The sequence below is a fragment of the Streptomyces sp. NPDC013187 genome (assembly GCF_042899705.1).
Lineage (GTDB): Bacteria > Actinomycetota > Actinomycetes > Streptomycetales > Streptomycetaceae > Streptomyces > Streptomyces hawaiiensis_A.
The window spans coordinates 386,633-402,887 of record NZ_JBIBAF010000008.1 but is presented as its reverse complement, the minus strand read 5'-3'; the positions used below and the strand labels follow the sequence as shown (position 1 = coordinate 402,887).

Sequence of the window (16,255 nt, the reverse complement as noted above, 5' to 3'; positions counted from 1 at the left end):
GGGCCGACGGGGCCCGTCCCGGAACCGAAGGCGCCGGAGGCCGCGTCTTGGGGGTCGTGCAGCGTCAAGGCTCCATCGGCGGCAGCGCCGCGTTCCGCATCCGTGTGACAGGAGGTGTCCTCCTCGTCGCACACCTGGCGTTCGTCGCCTGGTTCACGCTGCGGCCACTGGACGTGCCCTGGGTGATGCCCGCCAATCTCCGGCCGTTCGCCGGTATCCGGGCCGATCTCGCCCTGGGCTGGCCCGAGGCGGCCCGCCGGATCGGGGAGGGGCTGGCCCTGCTCGCCCCGCTGGGTGTCCTGCTGCCGCTGGCGGGCGGCAGGCTGGTCGTCTCGCCGCTGGCGTCCCTGCTGCGCACCGTCGCGGCCGGGGCGCTGCTCTCCTGGGGCATCGAACTGCTGCAGACCGGCGTGCCCGGTCAGGTCGTCGACGTCGACTCGCTGTTCCTGAACACCGTGGGCGTGGCCCTCGCGCACGTCGCGCTGGTCCCGGCGGGCCGCTCCTGGCTGCGCCGCCGTACCGCCGCCCCGCTGCTGCGCACGCCCCACCCTCCGGAGGAGCCGGCTCAGGGTCGGACCCCGACGATTCCCAGGGTCGGGATCGCCCCGTGGAGCGACGCTTTGCCCCCTTCGTCTCCGTAGCGTGGAGGGCAGATGGGGTACTCGCCATGAGAGGCCTCACGCACCGACGCTGAAGGAGTCGCACATGTCCCGCCTCGCCCGCCCCACCCACGGCCGCATGATCGGCGGAGTGTGCGCCGCACTGGCCCGGCGCTTCGGCACCTCCGCGACGACGATGCGCGTGATCTTCCTCGTCTCGTGCCTGCTGCCCGGCCCGCAGTTCCTGCTGTACATCGCGCTGTGGATCCTGCTGCCCGCGGAGGACAAGACGCACGGCAAGGCCAGGACGGCCTGGTAACGCCCGTGTGCGAGAACGCCGATGGGGCGCACCCCGTGCGGGTGCGCCCCATCGGCTGTGTGCCCGCCTCGACGGGAGGGTCAGACGGCCGGCACGCCGTTCACCGGCAGACCCTTGGCGGGGAGCCCGCCGAGCAGCTTGGCGGCCGGGCCGGTCGGGCCCTGGGCGAGCAGCTGCCCGGCGACCGGCTGGGCGGCGGCGAGACCGGTACCGGCCAGGGCCTGCCCCTGGCCCACCGCCTCACCCGAGCCCGCCGGCAGCGTCTGGGAGAGCTGCTCCGCCGGGAGCACCGCGGTGACGGTCTCCAGCGTCTGGGCGGAGTCCGGGAGGGCCGGGGCGGCGTTGGCGGCACCCGCACCGGCGGCGGCGAAGGCGGCACCGAGAGCGGCGACACCGAGGGTCTTGGCAGCAGACTGCTTCATGAAATGCGTCCTCGTTACGGGATGACGGGTGTGAGCGGTTCAGCGACCGTAATCAGGCCGCACCGTCCGCCGCAAACATCGAAATGCGGACGGCTGGTGAACACCGCCCGCATTCGCTGTGCGCCGAATACCCCTGAATCAGCCCTACGAGGCGTCAGAACCGCTGGTGGAGGCGGTCTGACGGAACAGCCATTCGGATTTCAGCTCGGCATATCCAGGCTTGATCACGTCATTGATCATGGCCAGCCGTTCATCGAAAGGAATGAAAGATGATTTCATCGCATTGACGGAGAACCATTGCATGTCGTCGAGCGTGTAACCGAACGCCTCGACAAGGTGCTCGAATTCCCGGCTCATGCTGGTGTGGGACATCAGGCGGTTGTCCGTGTTGACCGTGGCCCGGAAGTGCAGCCGGCGCAGCAGACCGATGGGGTGCTCGGCGTACGAGGACGCGGCCCCGGTCTGGAGGTTGGAGCTCGGGCACAGCTCCAGCGGGATGCGCTTGTCCCGGACGTAGGAGGCGAGCCGCCCGAGTTCGACCCGGCCGTCCTCGTGGACCCGGATGTCGTCGATGATCCGCACACCGTGGCCGAGCCGGTCGGCGCCGCACCACTGGAGGGCCTGCCAGATGGACGGCAGCCCGAAGGCCTCGCCGGCGTGGATGGTGAAGTGGTTGTTCTCGCGCTTGAGGTACTCGAAGGCGTCCAGGTGCCGGGTGGGCGGGTAGCCGGCCTCGGCACCCGCGATGTCGAAGCCGACGACACCCAGGTCCCGGTGCCGGTTGGCGAGTTCGGCGATCTCCAGGGCGCGGGCCGCGTGCCGCATGGCGGTGAGCAGCGCGCCCACGCGGATGCGCTGACCGTTCTCCCGGGCGCGCCGCTCCCCTTCCCGGAAGCCCTCGTTGACGGCCTCGACGACCTCTTCGAGGCTGAGGCCGCCCTCCAGGTGCTGCTCGGGGGCGTAGCGCACCTCGGCGTAGACGACGCCGTCCGCGGCCAGGTCCTCGGCGCACTCGGCGGCGACCCGGACCAGGGCGTCGCGGGTCTGCATGACGCCGACGGTGTGCGAGAACGTCTCCAAGTACCGCTCCAGGGAACCGGAGTCGGCGGCCTCGCGGAACCAGACGCCGAGTTTCTCGGGGTCGGTGTCGGGGAGCTGGGTGTAGCCGCCGGCCCGGGCGAGTTCCACGATCGTGCCGGGGCGCAGACCGCCGTCGAGGTGGTCGTGCAGCAGAACCTTGGGTGCCCGGCGGATCTGGTCCGGTGTCGGGGTGTTCGCAATGGTCTGGCTCGTCATTTCCGCACTGTAACTCCTACGCGCGTAGACGGCGCGCTCCCGGACGCTTGACGTTTTCGTCGATACGTAACGGTGACCCCGAGGACGGGCCGCGTACACCCGCGCTTCTGACACTGTTCTGTCATGGCACACCAAGCGACGCCGGTTCGCAGGGCCCGGCTGGGCAGGGCACTCGGTCCGGAACCGACGGCGGTGAGCGGCGTGGTGCTGCTGCTCCCTGGCGGCGACGAGGTCAGCGGCCGCAGACCGTCGCCCCTGCTGGCGGCCGCTTCCGTGCATGCCGTCGGCCGCCGCCTGGCCCGCGCGGGCCGGGACGAGGGTCTCGCCGCGCACGTCGTGCACTACCGCTGCCGCGGCTGGAACGGTGACGAGGCCAATCTCGCGCAGGACGCCACCTGGGCGGCCGACGAGGTCGTCCGGCGATACGGGGACGTCCCGGTCTGCCTCGTCGGTCTCGGGATGGGCGGCCGGGCCGGGCTGCGGGCGGGCGGTCACGAGGCCGTCAACTCCGTGCTCGCACTCGCCCCTTGGCTGCCGGAGGAGGACGTCGCCGCGCCACCCGAACCGGTGAAGCAGCTGGTCGGGCGTCAGGTGCTGATCGTGCACGGCACGAACGACGGGCGGACGGATCCCGAGCTGTCGTTCCGGCTGGCGGCGCGGGCGAAGAAGGCGAACCGGGACGTGTGCCGGTTCGAAGTGCACTCGGACGGGCACGGGTTGCATCAGTACCGGGACGAAGTGCTGGCTCTGGCCGAGGACTTCGTGATGGGGGCGTTGTTCGGGCGGGCGCTGTCGCGGCCCGTGCGGGACGCGTTCGCCGCGCCGCCGCCGTTGGGGTTGCGGATGCCGTTGGCTGCGGGGTTCAGTCCTTCGAGGCGGTAGCGCCTTCGGGGCAGTTGTTGTGTTCGCGCTGCGGGTCTGTTGTGGCTGATCGCGCCCACGCGGCGGAGCCGCAGATCGATACAGCCCCGCGCCCCTTCAGGTTGGCAACAAGCTGCCCCTTCTTGAGAGAAGGAACTTCTTGAAGGCCGCTACCGGGGGTGTGTCCGGGTGGCCTTCCAGCCAGGCGACCCCGATTTCGCGGACGGCACGTGGGGCGGTCACCGTCAGTTCGACGACTCCCGGGCGGGGGACGGCCGGTGGGGGCAGGAGGGCCACGCCGAGGCCCGCCGCCACCAGACCCCTCAGTGTTTCCGCCTCTTCTCCCTCGAAGGCGATGCGGGGCTTGAAGCCCGCCTCCTTGCAGAGGTCGTCGGTGATGCGGCGCAGGCCGTAGCCGGGTTCCAGGGTGACGAAGGTTTCGTCCGCGGCCTCGGCGAGGCGGATGCGGCGGCGGCCGGCGAGGGAGTGGTCGGCGGGGACGACCAGGCGCAGCTTCTGCTCGTCCAGGCGGCGGGCCACCAGGTCGGGGGCGTCCGGCACGGGGGAGGTCAGGCACAGGTCGAGCTCGCCCGCGCGCAGGCGTTCCAGCATGGCCTCGCCGTAGTTCTGGACCAGGCTGAAGCGGACGCGGGGGTGGTCGGCGCGGAAGGCGTGCAGGAGGCCCGGGACGGTCTCGGCGCCCATGGTGTGCAGGAAGCCGAAGGCGACCTTGCCGGTGGTCGGGTCGGCGTCGGCGCGCACCTCCTCGGCGGCGCGCTCCACCTCGGCCAGGGCACGCTCCACGGAGGCGAGGAAGGTGCGGCCGGCCGGGGTGAGGGAGACCGTGCGGCCGTGCCGGGCGAACAGGTCGACGCCCAGGTCCTGCTCCAGGCGGGCCATGGAGCGGGACAGGGTCGACTGGGGGACGTTCATCTCCTGGGCGGCCCGGGTGACGTGCTCGGTGCGGGCGACGCCCGCGAAGTAGGCGAGGCGCGGCGCCAGCACCTTCGACATCTCTGCCATGTCTTCTGTGTCACTGCTTGGTGACAGGCGACCCTGTGAGCTCTGTTGATGCACCATGGGAACGATTATGACCGTTCCATGCATTGGACGGATGAGTACCGGCGTCCGTAGGTTCGAGGCATGTCTCCCGCCAGTACCGGGGCGTCCACCGTCGTGGGCGCCGATGCCTCTGTTCCCACTGCCGACTCACGTGTGTCCCCGGGCGGCCCCGGCTATCGCCGGATGAGCTTCGCCCTCTTCCTCGCGGGTGTCGCGACCTTCGCGCTGCTGTACTCCACCCAGGCGCTGCTCCCGCTGATCTCCGGCGAGTTCGGGGTGGCGGCGAGCGACGCGAGCTGGACGGTGGCCGCCGCGACGGGCGGGCTGGCGCTGTTCGTGCTGCCGATGAGCGCCCTGTCGGAGCGCTTCGGACGCCGGGCGGTCATGACCGTGTCGCTGGCCGTGGCGGTCACACTCGGGCTGCTGGTGCCCTTCGCCCCCTCCCTCGGGGTGCTGATCGCGCTGCGGGCCCTGCAGGGCGCCGCCCTGGCCGGGCTGCCGGCGTCGGCGACCGCGTACCTCGCGGAGGAGGTCACCCCCAAGGCTCTGGTCACCGCCATCGGCCTGTTCGTCGCCGGCAACAGCGTCGGCGGGATGAGCGGCCGGGTCATCACCGGCTGGGTCGCGCAGGAGTGGGGCTGGCGGGTCGCCGTCGGGGCCATCGGTGTGATCGCGGTGGCGTGCGCGGTGGCTTTCCGACTGCTGCTCCCCGCCCCGCGGCACTTCAGGGCCGGTTCGCTGCGACCGCGCGTCCTGGCCCGGACGGTCCGAGACCACCTGTCCAACCCGCTGCTGTGCCGGCTGTACGCGATCGGCGCGCTGTTCATGACGGTGTTCGGCGGCGTGTACACCGTCATCGGCTACCGGCTGACCGAGGCCCCGTTCTCCCTGCCGCAGGGCATCATCGGCTCCATCTTCCTGGTGTACCTGGTCGGCACGGTGTCGGCGTCGACCGCGGGCCGGCTGGTCGGCCGGCTGGGCCGCCGGGGCGCGCTGTACGCGGGCGGCGGCACGACCGCTGCGGGCCTGCTGCTGTCCCTGGCGGGCACCCTCCCGCTGGTCCTGCTGGGCCTGGTCCTCATCACGGCGGGCTTCTTCGCGGGCCACGCGGTCGCCTCCTCGGCGGTCAGCAAGACGGCCACGCACGGCCGCGCCCAGGCCTCGGCGCTGTACCAGTCCGCCTACTACATCGGCTCCAGCGCGGGCAGCACGGTCGGCGCGATCGCGTTCCACGCCGGCGGCTGGGCCGGGACGGTCGGGGTCGGGCTCCTGGCGGTCCTGGGTGTCGTGACGATCACCGTCTTCGGGACCCGGGCGGCCCGACTGCAGCGCCGCCACCTGGCCGCTGCGGCCTGAGCTTCGAGCAGCGCCGCCACCTGACCCCGCGGCTGCCTGAGCTTCGACGTGGATCCCCCTGTCCGGGGCCGGTTGTCAGTGGGTGCGGATACCGTCCGCGTCGGCTGACCACCGGACCGAGCAGGGGGATGTGTCATGGAGTTCCGGATCGACCGTACGGAGTTCGCCGACGCCGTGGGCCGGGCGGCACGGGCGCTGCCCGGGCGGACGCCGGTGCCGGTGCTGGGCGGGCTGCTGCTGGAGGCGGGCGCGGGGCGGCTGGCCGTCACGGGGTTCGACTTCGAGGCGGCGGTGCGGGTGGAGGCCGATGCGGAGGCGGCCGGGCCCGGGCGGGTGCTCGTCCCGGGGCGGCGGCTGGTCGACGTCTGCCGAGTGCTGCCGGACGGGCCGGTGAGCTGCGCGCTGGAGGCCTCGCGGTTCACGGTGGAGGCGGACGGCACACGCTTCGGGCTGTCGACGCTGCCGCTCGCGGAGTACCCGTCCCTGCCCGCGCCGCCCGCGCCCTACGGCACCGTCGACGCCGCCGCGTTCGCGACCGCCGTCGCCCAGGTCGCGGTCGCCGCCGGACGGGACGACACCCTGCCCCTGCTGACGGGCGTCCAACTGCGTCTCGACGGCGGGGAGATGACCCTGGCCGCCTCGGACCGCTACCGGTACGCGGTGCGCCGGCTGGAGTGGAAGCCGGAGGCCGCCGCCGGAGACGGGGTCGTGGAGACTCTGCTGCCCGCGCGGCGGCTGCTGGACGTGGCGCGGTCGCTGGGGCGGTGCGGGGACGTGCGGATCGGGTGGGAGCCGGGCGGGGGCGGCGGGCTGGTCGGCTTCGAGGGCGGGCGGACCCGCACCGCGCTGCGGCTGCTGGACGGGCGGCTGCCGGCGTACACGTCGCTGTTCGACATGGCGGGGGCCGCGGTCGCCGAGGTGCAGCGCGAGGACCTCACGGAGGCGGTGCGGCGGGTCGCGGTGGTGGCGGAGGCGAACAGCCCCGTGCGGCTGGACTTCTCGGCCGGCGGATCCGTACGGCTGCGCGCCGGCTACGGCGACGACATGGCGGCCCAGCGGCTGCCCGCCACGCTGAGCGGTGCCGACGAGATGCCGGTCGCGTTCAACCCGGCCTACCTGCTGGACGCCCTGACGTCCTTCGAGAGCCCGCGGGTGCGGCTGGAACTGCTCGGGGCGGGGCAGCGGGCGCTGCTGCACGCGGTGCCGGGCGGCGGGGAGGAGGGTGCGGGCGGGGCGGCCGGGGAGGAGGGTGCCGGCGGGGCGGCCGGGGAGCACCGGCATCTGCTCATGTCGGTCAAGGAGCTCGTGTGAAGACCCTGCGGGCCGGTCCGGCCGGTCTTGGATCACCTGCTTCCACCTGCGCCTTTGTGCGCTCGGGGGGCCGTTGTCAGTGGGCTGCGGTAGCTTCCGAAGTGCTGGAGCGCGAAGGCGCGTGAACAGAACGTCCACAGGGGTGGCTGGAGATGGCGAACGGCACGGCGGCACCGACGGATCTGGACACCAGGCTGGAGGCACACCGGACGGAGCTGACGGGGTACTGCTACCGGATGCTCGGCTCCTCCTTCGAGGCGGAGGACGCGGTGCAGGACACGATGGTCCGCGCCTGGCGCAGTTACGACAAGTTCGAGGGCCGCTCCAGCCTGCGCTCCTGGCTCTACCGCATCGCGACCAACGTGTGCCTGGACATGCTGACCGCGGGCAACAAGCGCGCCCGGCCCATGGACCTGACGGACTCCACCCCGCTCGCCCAGGCCGCCCTCTCCCCCCGACCGGACAACACCTGGCTGGAGCCCATGCCGGACGCCCGTGTGCTGCCGACCACCGGTGACCCGGCGGAGGCGGCGATCGCCAAGGAGTCCGTGCGGCTCGCGTTCATGGCCGCCCTGCAGCAGCTCCCGGCCAAGCAGCGGGCCGTGCTGATCCTGCGCGAGGTCCTGGCCTGGAAGGCCAGTGAGGTCGCCGAGCTGCTGGACACCTCGGTGGCGTCGGTGAACAGCGCCCTCCAGCGGGCCCGCGCCACCCTCGCCGAGCGGCAGGAGCCGGGCGCCGAGGCGGCCGTCTCCGACCCGCTGGACGAGAACCAGCAGAAGCTGCTGGACCGCTATGTGGCGGCCTTCGAGGGCTACGACATGACGGCACTGACGGCCCTGCTGCACGAGGACGCGGTCATGACGATGCCGCCCTTCGACCTGTGGCTGACCGGCACGCGCGACATCACCGGCTTCATGACCACCCTCGGCGCGCCCTGCGCGGGCTCCCGGCTGGTGCCCGTCGAGGTCAACGGGCTGCCGGGGTTCGCCCAGTACAAGCCGGACCCCGAGAAGGGCGGCTTCATGCCGTGGGCGGTCCAGGTGCTGGAGATCTCAGACGGCCGGATCACCGGGTTCCACTGCTTCCTCGACACCCAGCGCTGGTTCCCGCTCTTCGACCTCCCCCTCCACCTCGAAGCGGAGACCGACCAGGTCGAGCAGGGCGCGTAGGGCCGGGTCGGGGTCGCGCAGCCGGATCCGTCCCCCGGCCCGGCGGGCGGCCAGCTGAAGCCTCGCCAGCAGGTCGACGGCAGCGAGGCCCGGCGGCCCCAGGCCCGCGACATCGCACACCACGACCCGGGCACCGCTGCCGTGCAGCAGTGCCCGCACCTCGTCGCCGAGCCCCCTCACCTCGTCCCGGGTGACGGGGCCGGGCAGTACGAGCACGGGCGGTGTCATGGCGTCCACGATCGGTAGACCGGGCGGGCGGCGGTAACTCATCGCGACTGTCCGTCCTGCCGGGCCGTCTCAGCGGCCTGTCGGCGCCGTAAAGATCACATTGACCCGGGGACGACTCTCCCCGGAGTGTTGGCTGTATGCCCCAACCATCTGCCCCTGCCGCGCTGCCCGATGCCTTCCTCACCGGTGGGGAGCTTCCGTGCGGGGGGTGCTGAGCGGGTTCGCGGTCATCGCCGTCGTCATCGGCGTCGGCTATCTGATCGGCCGCCGGGGGTATCTGGGCGACGGCGGCCGGGAGGTCCTCACCAAGCTCGCCTTCCACGTGGCGTCTCCGGCGCTGCTCTTCACGACCCTCGCGCAGGCCGACCTGTCGGTGATCTTCTCCGACCGGCTGCTGGTCACGGCGATGAGCACGGCGGCGGCCGCGGGTGTCTTCGTGTCGGTGGGTGTGGCGCGGGGCTGGGGTGTGGGCCGGACGACGATCGGCGCGCTGTGCTCCAGCTACGTCAACTCCGGGAACCTGGGCATCCCGATCGCCGTGTACGTGCTGGGCGACGCTTCGCTGGTCGCGCCGGTGCTGCTGTTCCAGCTGGTCGGGGTGACGCCGGTGGCGCTGACAATCCTGGACCTGGCGAGCGGTGGGGAGAAGCGGCCACTGTGGCAGCGGCTGCTCACGCCCCTGCGCAATCCGATAGCGCTGGGTTCCCTGGCCGGGGTGGCGGTCTCGGCGTCAGGCCTCAGGGTGCCGGGCCCTCTGCTGGACCCCCTCACCCTGATCGGGAACATGTCGGTCCCGGCGGTCCTGCTGGCCTTCGGCATCTCCCTGCGCGGCAGCAGTCTGCCCCTGCGCGGCGCGGAACGGGCCCCCGTCCTCCTCGCGGTGACCCTCAAGTCGGCCGTGCAGCCCCTGGCCGCCTGGGCCTTCGCGGCGGGCCTCTTCGGCCTCCGCGGGGCGTCCCTGCTCGACGTGGTGGTGACCTCGGCGCTGCCGGCCGCCCAGAACCTCTTCACGTACGCGAGCAGCTACCGGGTGGGCGAGGTGCTGGCGAGGGAGGCGATCCTGCTGTCCACGGTGCTGGCGGTGCCGGTGCTGGTGGGGGTGGCGGCGGTGTTGGGGTGACTCAGCTCTCCGGGAACTCGCCGGTGTCGATGACAAGGTCGAGGGGAGCCGGCAGCTTGATCGACTCGCCGAACTTCGCAGTGCCGAGGGGGCGGTAGACATCGCCCTTGGGCTCGCCGTAGAGCGTCACGGTGGGGCCGTCGGCAGCCCAGCGGTCTACGAGGAGGTAGAGCGGAATACCGGCAGTGGCGTAGGCGGCCGGCTTGCTCACCCGGTCGTGGCGAGCGTTGGACTTGGACGTGACCTCGACGACGAGTTCGGCGAGGGCGGCCGGGATGTGGGTGTCCGTGTCAGCGTCCTCCCGTACGGGGGCCACCACGAGATCCGGGATGAGCATGCCGAGACGTGACGGCACGGCGATCGCCAGTGTCTGGAAAATCTCCCAGTCCTCGGGGATCACGGAATAGAGGCGACGCTGGATGCGGGCCGCGATCACATTGTGACGGTAAGCGGGAGCAGGTGACACGGTGATGATCCCCTCGATGATCTCCACCTTGCTGCCCTCAGGCCATTCCATCTCCTCCCAGAACCGGACAAGGTCGTCCCAGCTCTGCTCGGGGTCCTGGCTCACGGTGAGTGCGCTCATGGCGGTCTCCTATCGGTGCGTCACCGACTCCAGCATGCCGAACGGGATCGGCGAGGGTCCACCGATCCCGTTCACCCGTAAGGGGAAACCCCAGCTCAGGCGATACGTTCCAGCACCACCGGCGACGCCGTGAAGGCCGTGCCCGGGGCGGCGATGTCGTAGGAGCCCTCGACCGACTGCAGGGCGTACTCGAAGCGCTCGGGCGTGTCCGTGTGGAGGGTGAGGAGGGGCTGGCCCTCGCGCACCGTGTCGCCCGGCTTGGCGTGGAGTTCGACGCCCGCGCCCGCCTGCACCGGGTCCTCCTTGCGGGCACGGCCCGCGCCCAGGCGCCAGGCCGCGACGCCGATGTCGTAGGCGTCGAGGCGGCTCAGGACGCCGGAGGACGGGGCCTTGATGACGTGCTGCTCGCGGGCGACCGGCAGAGCCGCGTCCGGGTCGCCGCCCTGGGCCGCGATCATGCGGCGCCAGACGTCCATCGCCGAGCCGTCGGCCAGGGCCTTCGCCGGGTCGGCGTCCTTGATGCCGGCCGCGTCGAGCATCTCGCGGGCGAGCGCGATCGTCAGCTCGACGACGTCCGCGGGGCCGCCGCCCGCCAGTACCTCGACCGACTCGCGGACCTCCAGGGCGTTGCCGGCGGTCAGTCCGAGGGGCGTGGCCATGTCGGTGAGGAGCGCGACCGTCTTCACGCCGTGGTCGGTGCCCAGGCCGACCATCGTGGAGGCCAGTTCGCGGGCGTCCTCGATGGTCTTCATGAAGGCGCCGGTGCCGACCTTCACGTCCAGGACCAGCGAACCCGTGCCCTCGGCGATCTTCTTGGACATGATCGAGGAGGCGATCAGCGGGATGGCCTCGACCGTGCCGGTGACGTCCCTCAGGGCGTACAGCTTCTTGTCGGCGGGGGCCAGTCCGTCGCCCGCCGCGCAGATGACCGCGCCGGTGGTGTCGAGGACGTTCAGCATCTCCTCGTTGGACAGCAGCGCGCGCCAGCCGGGAATGGACTCCAGCTTGTCGAGGGTGCCGCCGGTGTGGCCGAGGCCGCGTCCGGACAGCTGCGGGACGGCCGCGCCGCAGGCCGCCACCAGGGGGGCCAGGGGCAGTGTGATCTTGTCGCCGACGCCGCCCGTGGAGTGCTTGTCGGCGGTCGGGCGGGACAGGGACGAGAAGTCCATGCGCTCACCGGAGGCGATCATCGCGGCCGTCCAGCGGGCGATCTCGCGGCGGTTCATGCCGTTCAGCAGGATCGCCATGGCGAGGGCGGACATCTGCTCGTCGGCGACCTCCCCGCGGGTGTACGCGTCGATGACCCAGTCGATCTGCGCGTCGCTGAGTTCACCGCGGTCCCGCTTGGTGCGGATGACGGAGATGACGTCCATGGCCATGGCTTGGCTTCCTTCCGAGGTTTCCAGAAGCCGTACGGCCCCCCTGAGCCGGTCGCGTGAGCAACTCAGAGGGGCCGCACGGAGGTTACTTGCTGAGGTGCTCCGGGCCGAAGGCCTGGGGCAGCATCCGGGACAGCGGCAGGATCCCCTCGGGGGTCTCCAGCAGCAGATCCGGGCCGCCGAACTCGTGGAGCAGCTGGCGGCAGCGGCCGCACGGGACGAGCCTGTCGCCGTTGCGGTCGACGCAGGTGAAGTGCGTCAGCCGGCCGCCGCCGGTGTTGTGCAGCTCCGACACCAGACCGCACTCGGCACACAGGCCGAGTCCGTACGAGGCGTTCTCGACGTTGCAGCCGGAGATGATCCGGCCGTCGTCGACGAGGGCCGCCACGCCGACCGGGTAGCCGGAGTACGGGGCGTACGCCCGGGACATGGCGTCCCGGGCCACCGCGCGCAGCTTCTCCCAGTCGACGTCCGGGCCGGAGACGGTCACTTGCCCTGCCCCTTCCGGTACGGCAACCCGTCCGCCTTCGGCATCCGCAGCCGCTGCGCCGACATGGCGAGGACCACCAGGGTGATGACGTACGGCGTGGCGGAGACGACCTGGTTCGGGACCTCGTCGGTGGTCGCGTACCAGGCGAAGACCAGGGCGGCGACGACCGCGGTGATCATCGCCGGGGTGTACTTCTTGCGGATCACCAGGAAGATCGCCCCGATGATCAGCAGCAGCGCGCCGAGCAGCAGCAGGGCGTGCACGTTGGCGGAGCCGCCGCGCAGGTTGAGGCTGTCGGTGTAGCCGAACAGGCCCGCGCCGAGGGCGAGGCCGCCCGGCATCCAGTTGCCGAAGATCATCGCCGCGAGGCCGATGAAGCCGCGTCCGCTGACCTGGCCCTCCAGGTAGAAGGGGTTGGCGACGATGGACAGGAACGCACCGCCGAGGCCGGCCAGACCGCCGGAGACGACGACGGCGATGTACTTGTACTTGTAGACGTTGACGCCGAGGGACTCGGCGGCGACCGGGTTCTCGCCGCAGGAGCGCAGCCGCAGGCCGAACGCGGTGCGCCACAGGATCCACCAGGTGCCGGGGATCAGCGCGATGGCGATCAGGGTCAGCCAGGAGACGTTGGTGACCAGGCCGCCGAGCAGGCCGGCGATGTCCGAGACAAGGAACCAGCCGTGGGCGTTGAGGTCCCGCAGGGCGTCGGACAGCCCCGGCACCGTGAAGTTGCCGAGGGAGTCCACCGCCGGGGACTGCTTGGCGGAGCCGCCCGTGTGGCCCTCGAAGGCGAGGGGCGCGAGGTAGCGGGTGGCACCGAGGGCGAGGATGTTGATGGCCACACCGGAGACGATGTGGTTGACGTTGAAGGTGACGGTCACGAGGGCGTGCAGCAGACCGCCGATCGCGCCGCCGAGGATGCCGACCAGGACACCGGTCCACGGGCCCCACTGGAAGCCGGCCCAGGCGCCGAACCAGGTGCCGAGGATCATCATGCCTTCGAGGCCGATGTTGACCACGCCCGCGCGCTCGGCCCACAGACCGCCCAGACCGGCGAGGCCGATCGGCACGGCGAGCTGGAGCGCGGTGGACATCTGGCTGACGTTGGTGATGCCGTCGGCGCCGGTGACGATGCGGACGATCGAGGTGAGCGCCAGGCCTCCGGCGATGACGAGCAGCAGGACGGGCCAGGACAGGCGGCGGCCGGTCGGCGCCGCGGGCTGCAGCGTGGGCTGGTTGACGTCGGTCGCGGTGGTCATCGGCCAGCCACCTCCTTCGTGTTCTGAGCGCCGAGGACGTGTCCGGCGGCGAGTTCGGCGCCGACGCGACGCTGCTGGCGGCGCAGACCCCATTCGCGGACGGCCTCGTAGGAGACGACGACCGAGAGGACGATCAGGCCCTGCATGATGACCGCGATCTCCTTGTCGTAGCCGTGGAAGTCCAGCTCGGGCGAGGCCTTGTCGAGCCAGGCCCACAGCAGGGCGGCGAAGGCGATGCCGACCGGGCTGTTGCGGCCCAGCAGCGCGATGCCGATGCCGAGGAAACCGATGCCGGTGGGGAAGTTGAGGTCGTAGGTGTGGCTGTCGCCGAGCAGGATCGGCAGGCCGGCCAGGCCCGCGATGCCGCCGGAGATCAGCATGGCGGTCAGCACCATGCGCTTGGGGTCGACGCCACTGGCCGCGGCGGCGGTCGTCGAGGCGCCGGAGGCGCGCAGGTCGAAGCCGAAGCGGGTGCGGTTGAGGACGATCCAGTAGCCGATGCCGAGCAGGACGGCCAGCAGCACCAGGCCGTAGATCTCACCGGCGTCGCCCAGGCTGATCCCGGGGATCCAGCCGGACTCGGACATCTCGCCCGTGGTGTTGTTGTTGCCGGCCTTGACGCCGAAGACGTTCGGCAGCCACAGGTAGGCGATCACGGAGGTGGCGATCGCGTTGAGCATGATCGTGGCGACCACCTCGCTGACGCCGCGGGTGACCTTGAGGACGCCGGCGATGCCGGACCAGAAGGCGCCGGTGAGGACGGCGGTCAGGAGCAGCAGCGGGACCTGCAGGGCGGCCGGCAGGTTCACATGGGCGCCGACGACGGCGGCCATCATGGCGCCGAGCTGGTACTGGCCGTCGACGCCGATGTTGAACAGGTTCATCCGGAAGCCGATGGCCACCGCGAGGGCCGCGATGTAGTACATCGAGGCCTGGTTGATGATCAGTACCTGGATGTCGGAGAAGCTCAGCTGCTCGAACATCAGGGCGAACGGCTCGAAGGGGCTCTTGCCCGAGGCGAGCAGCACGATCGCGCTCAGGACGAAGGCCACGGCCAGCGCGATGACCGGTCCGGCCACCGCCAGGAGCAGGCGCTCCTTGTCGAACTTCTTCATCAGCGGGCCTCGTCTTCCGGAGACTCGGGGGCGTCGGCCTTCGAGGTCTCGGGGGTGTCGTCGTGCTCGAGGTGCCCGGTGACGGCACCGGTCATGGCCGAGCCGAGCTCCTCGGGAGTGATGGTGGCCGGGTCGGCGTCCGCGACCAGCTTGCCGTTGTAGATCACGCGCAGCGTGTCGGACAGGCCGATCAGCTCGTCCAGGTCGGCGGAGATCAGCAGCACGGCCAGGCCCTCGCGGCGCGCCTCGCGGATGTGGTCCCAGATGGCGGCCTGGGCGCCGACGTCCACGCCCCGGGTGGGGTGCGCGGCGATGAGGAAGCGCGGCTTGTGGCTCATCTCGCGGCCGACGATCAGCTTCTGCTGGTTGCCGCCCGACAGGGAGGCCGCGGTGACGTCGATGCCGGGGGTGCGGACGTCGTACTCGGTCACGATCCGGCGGGTGTCCTCCTGGGCCGCCTTGGGGTCCAGCCAGACGCCCTTGGCCAGCGGCTTCTCGGTGACGTGGCCGAGGATGCGGTTCTCCCAGAGGGGTGCCTCCAGCAGGAGGCCGTGGCGGTGCCGGTCCTCGGGGATGTAGCCGATGCCCTGTTCCCGGCGCCTGCGGGTGGGCCAGGCGGTGATCTCCTCGTCGGCGAGCCGGATGGTGCCGGAGTCGGCGGCCCGCAGGCCGATCAGCGCGTCGACGAGCTCGGTCTGGCCGTTGCCCTCGACGCCGGCGATGCCGAGGACCTCGCCCGCGTGGATGGTGAAGCTGATGTCGTCCAGGAGGGCCTTGCCACCGGGGGCCGCGAGGCGCAGCTCGTCGACGGTGATGACCGGGCGGTCGGTGACCGTGGACTCGGCCGTCTCGGGCGTGGGCAGCTCGCTGCCGACCATCATCTCGGCGAGCTGACGGGGCGTCGTCTCGGAGGGGACGGCGGTGCCGACGGTGGTGCCGCGGCGGATGACGGTGATCTCGTCGGCGACGGAGAGCACCTCGCCGAGCTTGTGGGAGATGAAGATGACCGACAGGCCCTCGGAGCGCAGTTCGCGCAGGTTGACGAAGAGCGCGTCGACCTCCTGCGGCACGAGCACGGCGGTCGGCTCGTCGAGGATGAGGGTGGTGGCGCCGCGGTAGAGGACCTTGAGGATCTCCACGCGCTGGCGGGCGGCGACACCGAGCTCCTCGACGAGGAGGTCGGGCTCGACGCCGAGGCCGTAGCGCTCGGAGAGCTCCTTGATCTTGCGGCGGGCCTTGGCGCCGATGCCGTAGAGCTTCTCGCTGCCGAGGACCACGTTCTCGAGGACCGTGAGGTTGTCGGCGAGCATGAAGTGCTGGTGGACCATGCCGATGCCGCGGACGATGGCGTCGGCCGGAGAGGAGAAGCTCACCTGCTCGCCGCCCACGGCGATGGTGCCCTCGTCCGGCTTCTGCATGCCGTAGAGGATCTTCATCAGCGTGGACTTGCCGGCGCCGTTCTCGCCGACCAGCGCGTGCACGGTGCCCTTGCGGACGCTGAGGTGGATGTCGTGGTTGGCCACGACTCCGGGGAAACGCTTGGTGATCCCGGCGAGTTCGACGGCGGTCACCGATTCGTTGACCGCCGCTCCGGCCGGAGGGCTGCTGGACGCGTTGATGGCGCACTCTCCTGGGGACGGGGGCCGTCTACGCGCGTAGCGCCCCTACGGCATACAAAGG

At 71.5% G+C, this 16,255-nt stretch carries 17 protein-coding genes; 7 read left to right on the top strand and 10 right to left on the bottom strand.

Going from position 1 to position 16,255, the window contains the following annotated elements:
* Positions 1-56: 56 nt before the first annotated feature.
* Both ACFY5B_RS19635 and ACFY5B_RS19630 read left to right on the top strand, forming a co-directional pair.
* Positions 57-641, top strand: a complete 585-nt coding sequence (locus ACFY5B_RS19635) for a VanZ family protein (RefSeq protein ID WP_389970688.1) — start codon at positions 57-59, stop codon at positions 639-641.
* Positions 642-705: 64 nt separating this feature from the next.
* Entirely contained in the window at positions 706-918 is a 213-nt protein-coding gene (locus ACFY5B_RS19630; RefSeq protein WP_389970686.1) for a PspC domain-containing protein, read from the top strand.
* 80 nt (positions 919-998) lie between these two features.
* Here ACFY5B_RS19630 and ACFY5B_RS19625 read toward each other — a convergent pair whose 3' ends face one another.
* Positions 999-1,340, bottom strand: coding sequence for an ATP-binding protein (locus ACFY5B_RS19625; protein ID WP_389970683.1), 342 nt, complete (start codon positions 1,338-1,340; stop codon positions 999-1,001).
* A 144-nt stretch (positions 1,341-1,484) separates the two neighbouring features.
* Positions 1,485-2,636 carry an adenosine deaminase gene (locus tag ACFY5B_RS19620; protein WP_389970680.1) on the bottom strand — a complete coding sequence of 384 codons (1,152 nt, stop codon included), beginning with the start codon at positions 2,634-2,636 and terminating at the stop codon, positions 1,485-1,487.
* Positions 2,637-2,759: 123 nt separating this feature from the next.
* On the opposite strand from ACFY5B_RS19620, the gene ACFY5B_RS19615 reads away from it, so the two are divergent.
* A complete protein-coding gene (locus tag ACFY5B_RS19615; RefSeq protein ID WP_389970677.1) occupies positions 2,760-3,518 on the top strand; it encodes an alpha/beta hydrolase in 759 nt (252 codons plus the stop codon).
* Positions 3,519-3,614: 96 nt separating this feature from the next.
* On the opposite strand, the gene ACFY5B_RS19610 is transcribed toward ACFY5B_RS19615, so the two are convergent.
* Entirely contained in the window at positions 3,615-4,577 is a 963-nt protein-coding gene (locus tag ACFY5B_RS19610) for a LysR family transcriptional regulator (protein WP_389970674.1), read from the bottom strand.
* Between the two features lie 63 nt (positions 4,578-4,640).
* On the opposite strand from ACFY5B_RS19610, the gene ACFY5B_RS19605 reads away from it, so the two are divergent.
* The 3 genes from ACFY5B_RS19605 to ACFY5B_RS19595 all read left to right on the top strand — a co-directional run bounded on the left by ACFY5B_RS19605 (position 4,641) and on the right by ACFY5B_RS19595 (position 8,395).
* Positions 4,641-5,915, top strand: a complete 1,275-nt coding sequence (locus ACFY5B_RS19605) for an MFS transporter (RefSeq protein ID WP_389970671.1) — start codon at positions 4,641-4,643, stop codon at positions 5,913-5,915.
* A gap of 135 nt (positions 5,916-6,050) precedes the next feature.
* The gene (gene dnaN / locus ACFY5B_RS19600; protein ID WP_389970668.1) at positions 6,051-7,226 is read left to right on the top strand and encodes a DNA polymerase III subunit beta; all 1,176 of its coding nucleotides are present in this window, start codon (positions 6,051-6,053) and stop codon (positions 7,224-7,226) included.
* A 152-nt stretch (positions 7,227-7,378) separates the two neighbouring features.
* Positions 7,379-8,395: a sigma-70 family RNA polymerase sigma factor gene (locus ACFY5B_RS19595; RefSeq protein WP_389970665.1), complete on the top strand. Its 1,017-nt coding sequence runs from the start codon at positions 7,379-7,381 to the stop codon at positions 8,393-8,395.
* Here ACFY5B_RS19595 and ACFY5B_RS19590 read toward each other — a convergent pair.
* Positions 8,279-8,665: an STAS domain-containing protein gene (locus tag ACFY5B_RS19590; RefSeq protein WP_389970662.1), complete on the bottom strand. Its 387-nt coding sequence runs from the start codon at positions 8,663-8,665 to the stop codon at positions 8,279-8,281. The genes ACFY5B_RS19595 and ACFY5B_RS19590 overlap by 117 nt on opposite strands.
* 157 nt (positions 8,666-8,822) lie before the next feature.
* Here ACFY5B_RS19590 and ACFY5B_RS19585 point away from each other — a divergent pair, with 157 nt between their 5' ends.
* Positions 8,823-9,743 carry an AEC family transporter gene (locus ACFY5B_RS19585; RefSeq protein WP_389970659.1) on the top strand — a complete coding sequence of 307 codons (921 nt, stop codon included), beginning with the start codon at positions 8,823-8,825 and terminating at the stop codon, positions 9,741-9,743.
* Position 9,744: 1 nt separating this feature from the next.
* Here the strand turns inward: ACFY5B_RS19585 and ACFY5B_RS19580 are convergent, their stop codons facing one another.
* From ACFY5B_RS19580 to ACFY5B_RS19555, 6 genes are all read right to left on the bottom strand, one after another.
* Positions 9,745-10,329, bottom strand: coding sequence for a Uma2 family endonuclease (locus tag ACFY5B_RS19580; protein ID WP_389970656.1), 585 nt, complete (start codon positions 10,327-10,329; stop codon positions 9,745-9,747).
* Between the two features lie 95 nt (positions 10,330-10,424).
* Positions 10,425-11,702 carry a thymidine phosphorylase gene (locus ACFY5B_RS19575; protein WP_389970856.1) on the bottom strand — a complete coding sequence of 426 codons (1,278 nt, stop codon included), beginning with the start codon at positions 11,700-11,702 and terminating at the stop codon, positions 10,425-10,427.
* A gap of 91 nt (positions 11,703-11,793) precedes the next feature.
* A complete protein-coding gene (locus ACFY5B_RS19570; protein WP_389970654.1) occupies positions 11,794-12,198 on the bottom strand; it encodes a cytidine deaminase in 405 nt (134 codons plus the stop codon).
* The gene (locus tag ACFY5B_RS19565) at positions 12,195-13,460 is read right to left on the bottom strand and encodes an ABC transporter permease (RefSeq protein ID WP_389970651.1); all 1,266 of its coding nucleotides are present in this window, start codon (positions 13,458-13,460) and stop codon (positions 12,195-12,197) included. The genes ACFY5B_RS19570 and ACFY5B_RS19565 overlap by 4 nt, the downstream gene beginning before the upstream one ends.
* Entirely contained in the window at positions 13,457-14,575 is a 1,119-nt protein-coding gene (locus tag ACFY5B_RS19560) for an ABC transporter permease (protein WP_389970648.1), read from the bottom strand. The genes ACFY5B_RS19565 and ACFY5B_RS19560 overlap by 4 nt, the downstream gene beginning before the upstream one ends.
* The gene (locus tag ACFY5B_RS19555) at positions 14,575-16,146 is read right to left on the bottom strand and encodes an ABC transporter ATP-binding protein (protein ID WP_389970645.1); all 1,572 of its coding nucleotides are present in this window, start codon (positions 16,144-16,146) and stop codon (positions 14,575-14,577) included. The genes ACFY5B_RS19560 and ACFY5B_RS19555 overlap by 1 nt, the downstream gene beginning before the upstream one ends.
* Between the last annotated feature and the right edge of the window lie 109 nt (positions 16,147-16,255).

What these genes read in the sequence shown, in the direction of transcription:
- ACFY5B_RS19630 (WP_389970686.1), top strand. Translation starts at nt 706, where the DNA reads ATGTCCCGCCTCGCCCGCCCCACCCACGGCCGCATGATCGGCGGAGTG.
- ACFY5B_RS19625 (WP_389970683.1), bottom strand. Translation starts at nt 1,340, where the DNA reads ATGAAGCAGTCTGCTGCCAAGACCCTCGGTGTCGCCGCTCTCGGTGCC.
- ACFY5B_RS19620 (WP_389970680.1), bottom strand. Translation starts at nt 2,636, where the DNA reads ATGACGAGCCAGACCATTGCGAACACCCCGACACCGGACCAGATCCGC.
- ACFY5B_RS19615 (WP_389970677.1), top strand. Translation starts at nt 2,760, where the DNA reads ATGGCACACCAAGCGACGCCGGTTCGCAGGGCCCGGCTGGGCAGGGCA.
- ACFY5B_RS19610 (WP_389970674.1), bottom strand. Translation starts at nt 4,577, where the DNA reads ATGGTGCATCAACAGAGCTCACAGGGTCGCCTGTCACCAAGCAGTGAC.
- ACFY5B_RS19605 (WP_389970671.1), top strand. Translation starts at nt 4,641, where the DNA reads ATGTCTCCCGCCAGTACCGGGGCGTCCACCGTCGTGGGCGCCGATGCC.
- dnaN (WP_389970668.1), top strand. Translation starts at nt 6,051, where the DNA reads ATGGAGTTCCGGATCGACCGTACGGAGTTCGCCGACGCCGTGGGCCGG.
- ACFY5B_RS19595 (WP_389970665.1), top strand. Translation starts at nt 7,379, where the DNA reads ATGGCGAACGGCACGGCGGCACCGACGGATCTGGACACCAGGCTGGAG.
- ACFY5B_RS19590 (WP_389970662.1), bottom strand. Translation starts at nt 8,665, where the DNA reads ATGAGTTACCGCCGCCCGCCCGGTCTACCGATCGTGGACGCCATGACA.
- ACFY5B_RS19580 (WP_389970656.1), bottom strand. Translation starts at nt 10,329, where the DNA reads ATGAGCGCACTCACCGTGAGCCAGGACCCCGAGCAGAGCTGGGACGAC.
- ACFY5B_RS19575 (WP_389970856.1), bottom strand. Translation starts at nt 11,702, where the DNA reads ATGGACGTCATCTCCGTCATCCGCACCAAGCGGGACCGCGGTGAACTC.
- ACFY5B_RS19565 (WP_389970651.1), bottom strand. Translation starts at nt 13,460, where the DNA reads ATGACCACCGCGACCGACGTCAACCAGCCCACGCTGCAGCCCGCGGCG.
- ACFY5B_RS19560 (WP_389970648.1), bottom strand. Translation starts at nt 14,575, where the DNA reads ATGAAGAAGTTCGACAAGGAGCGCCTGCTCCTGGCGGTGGCCGGACCG.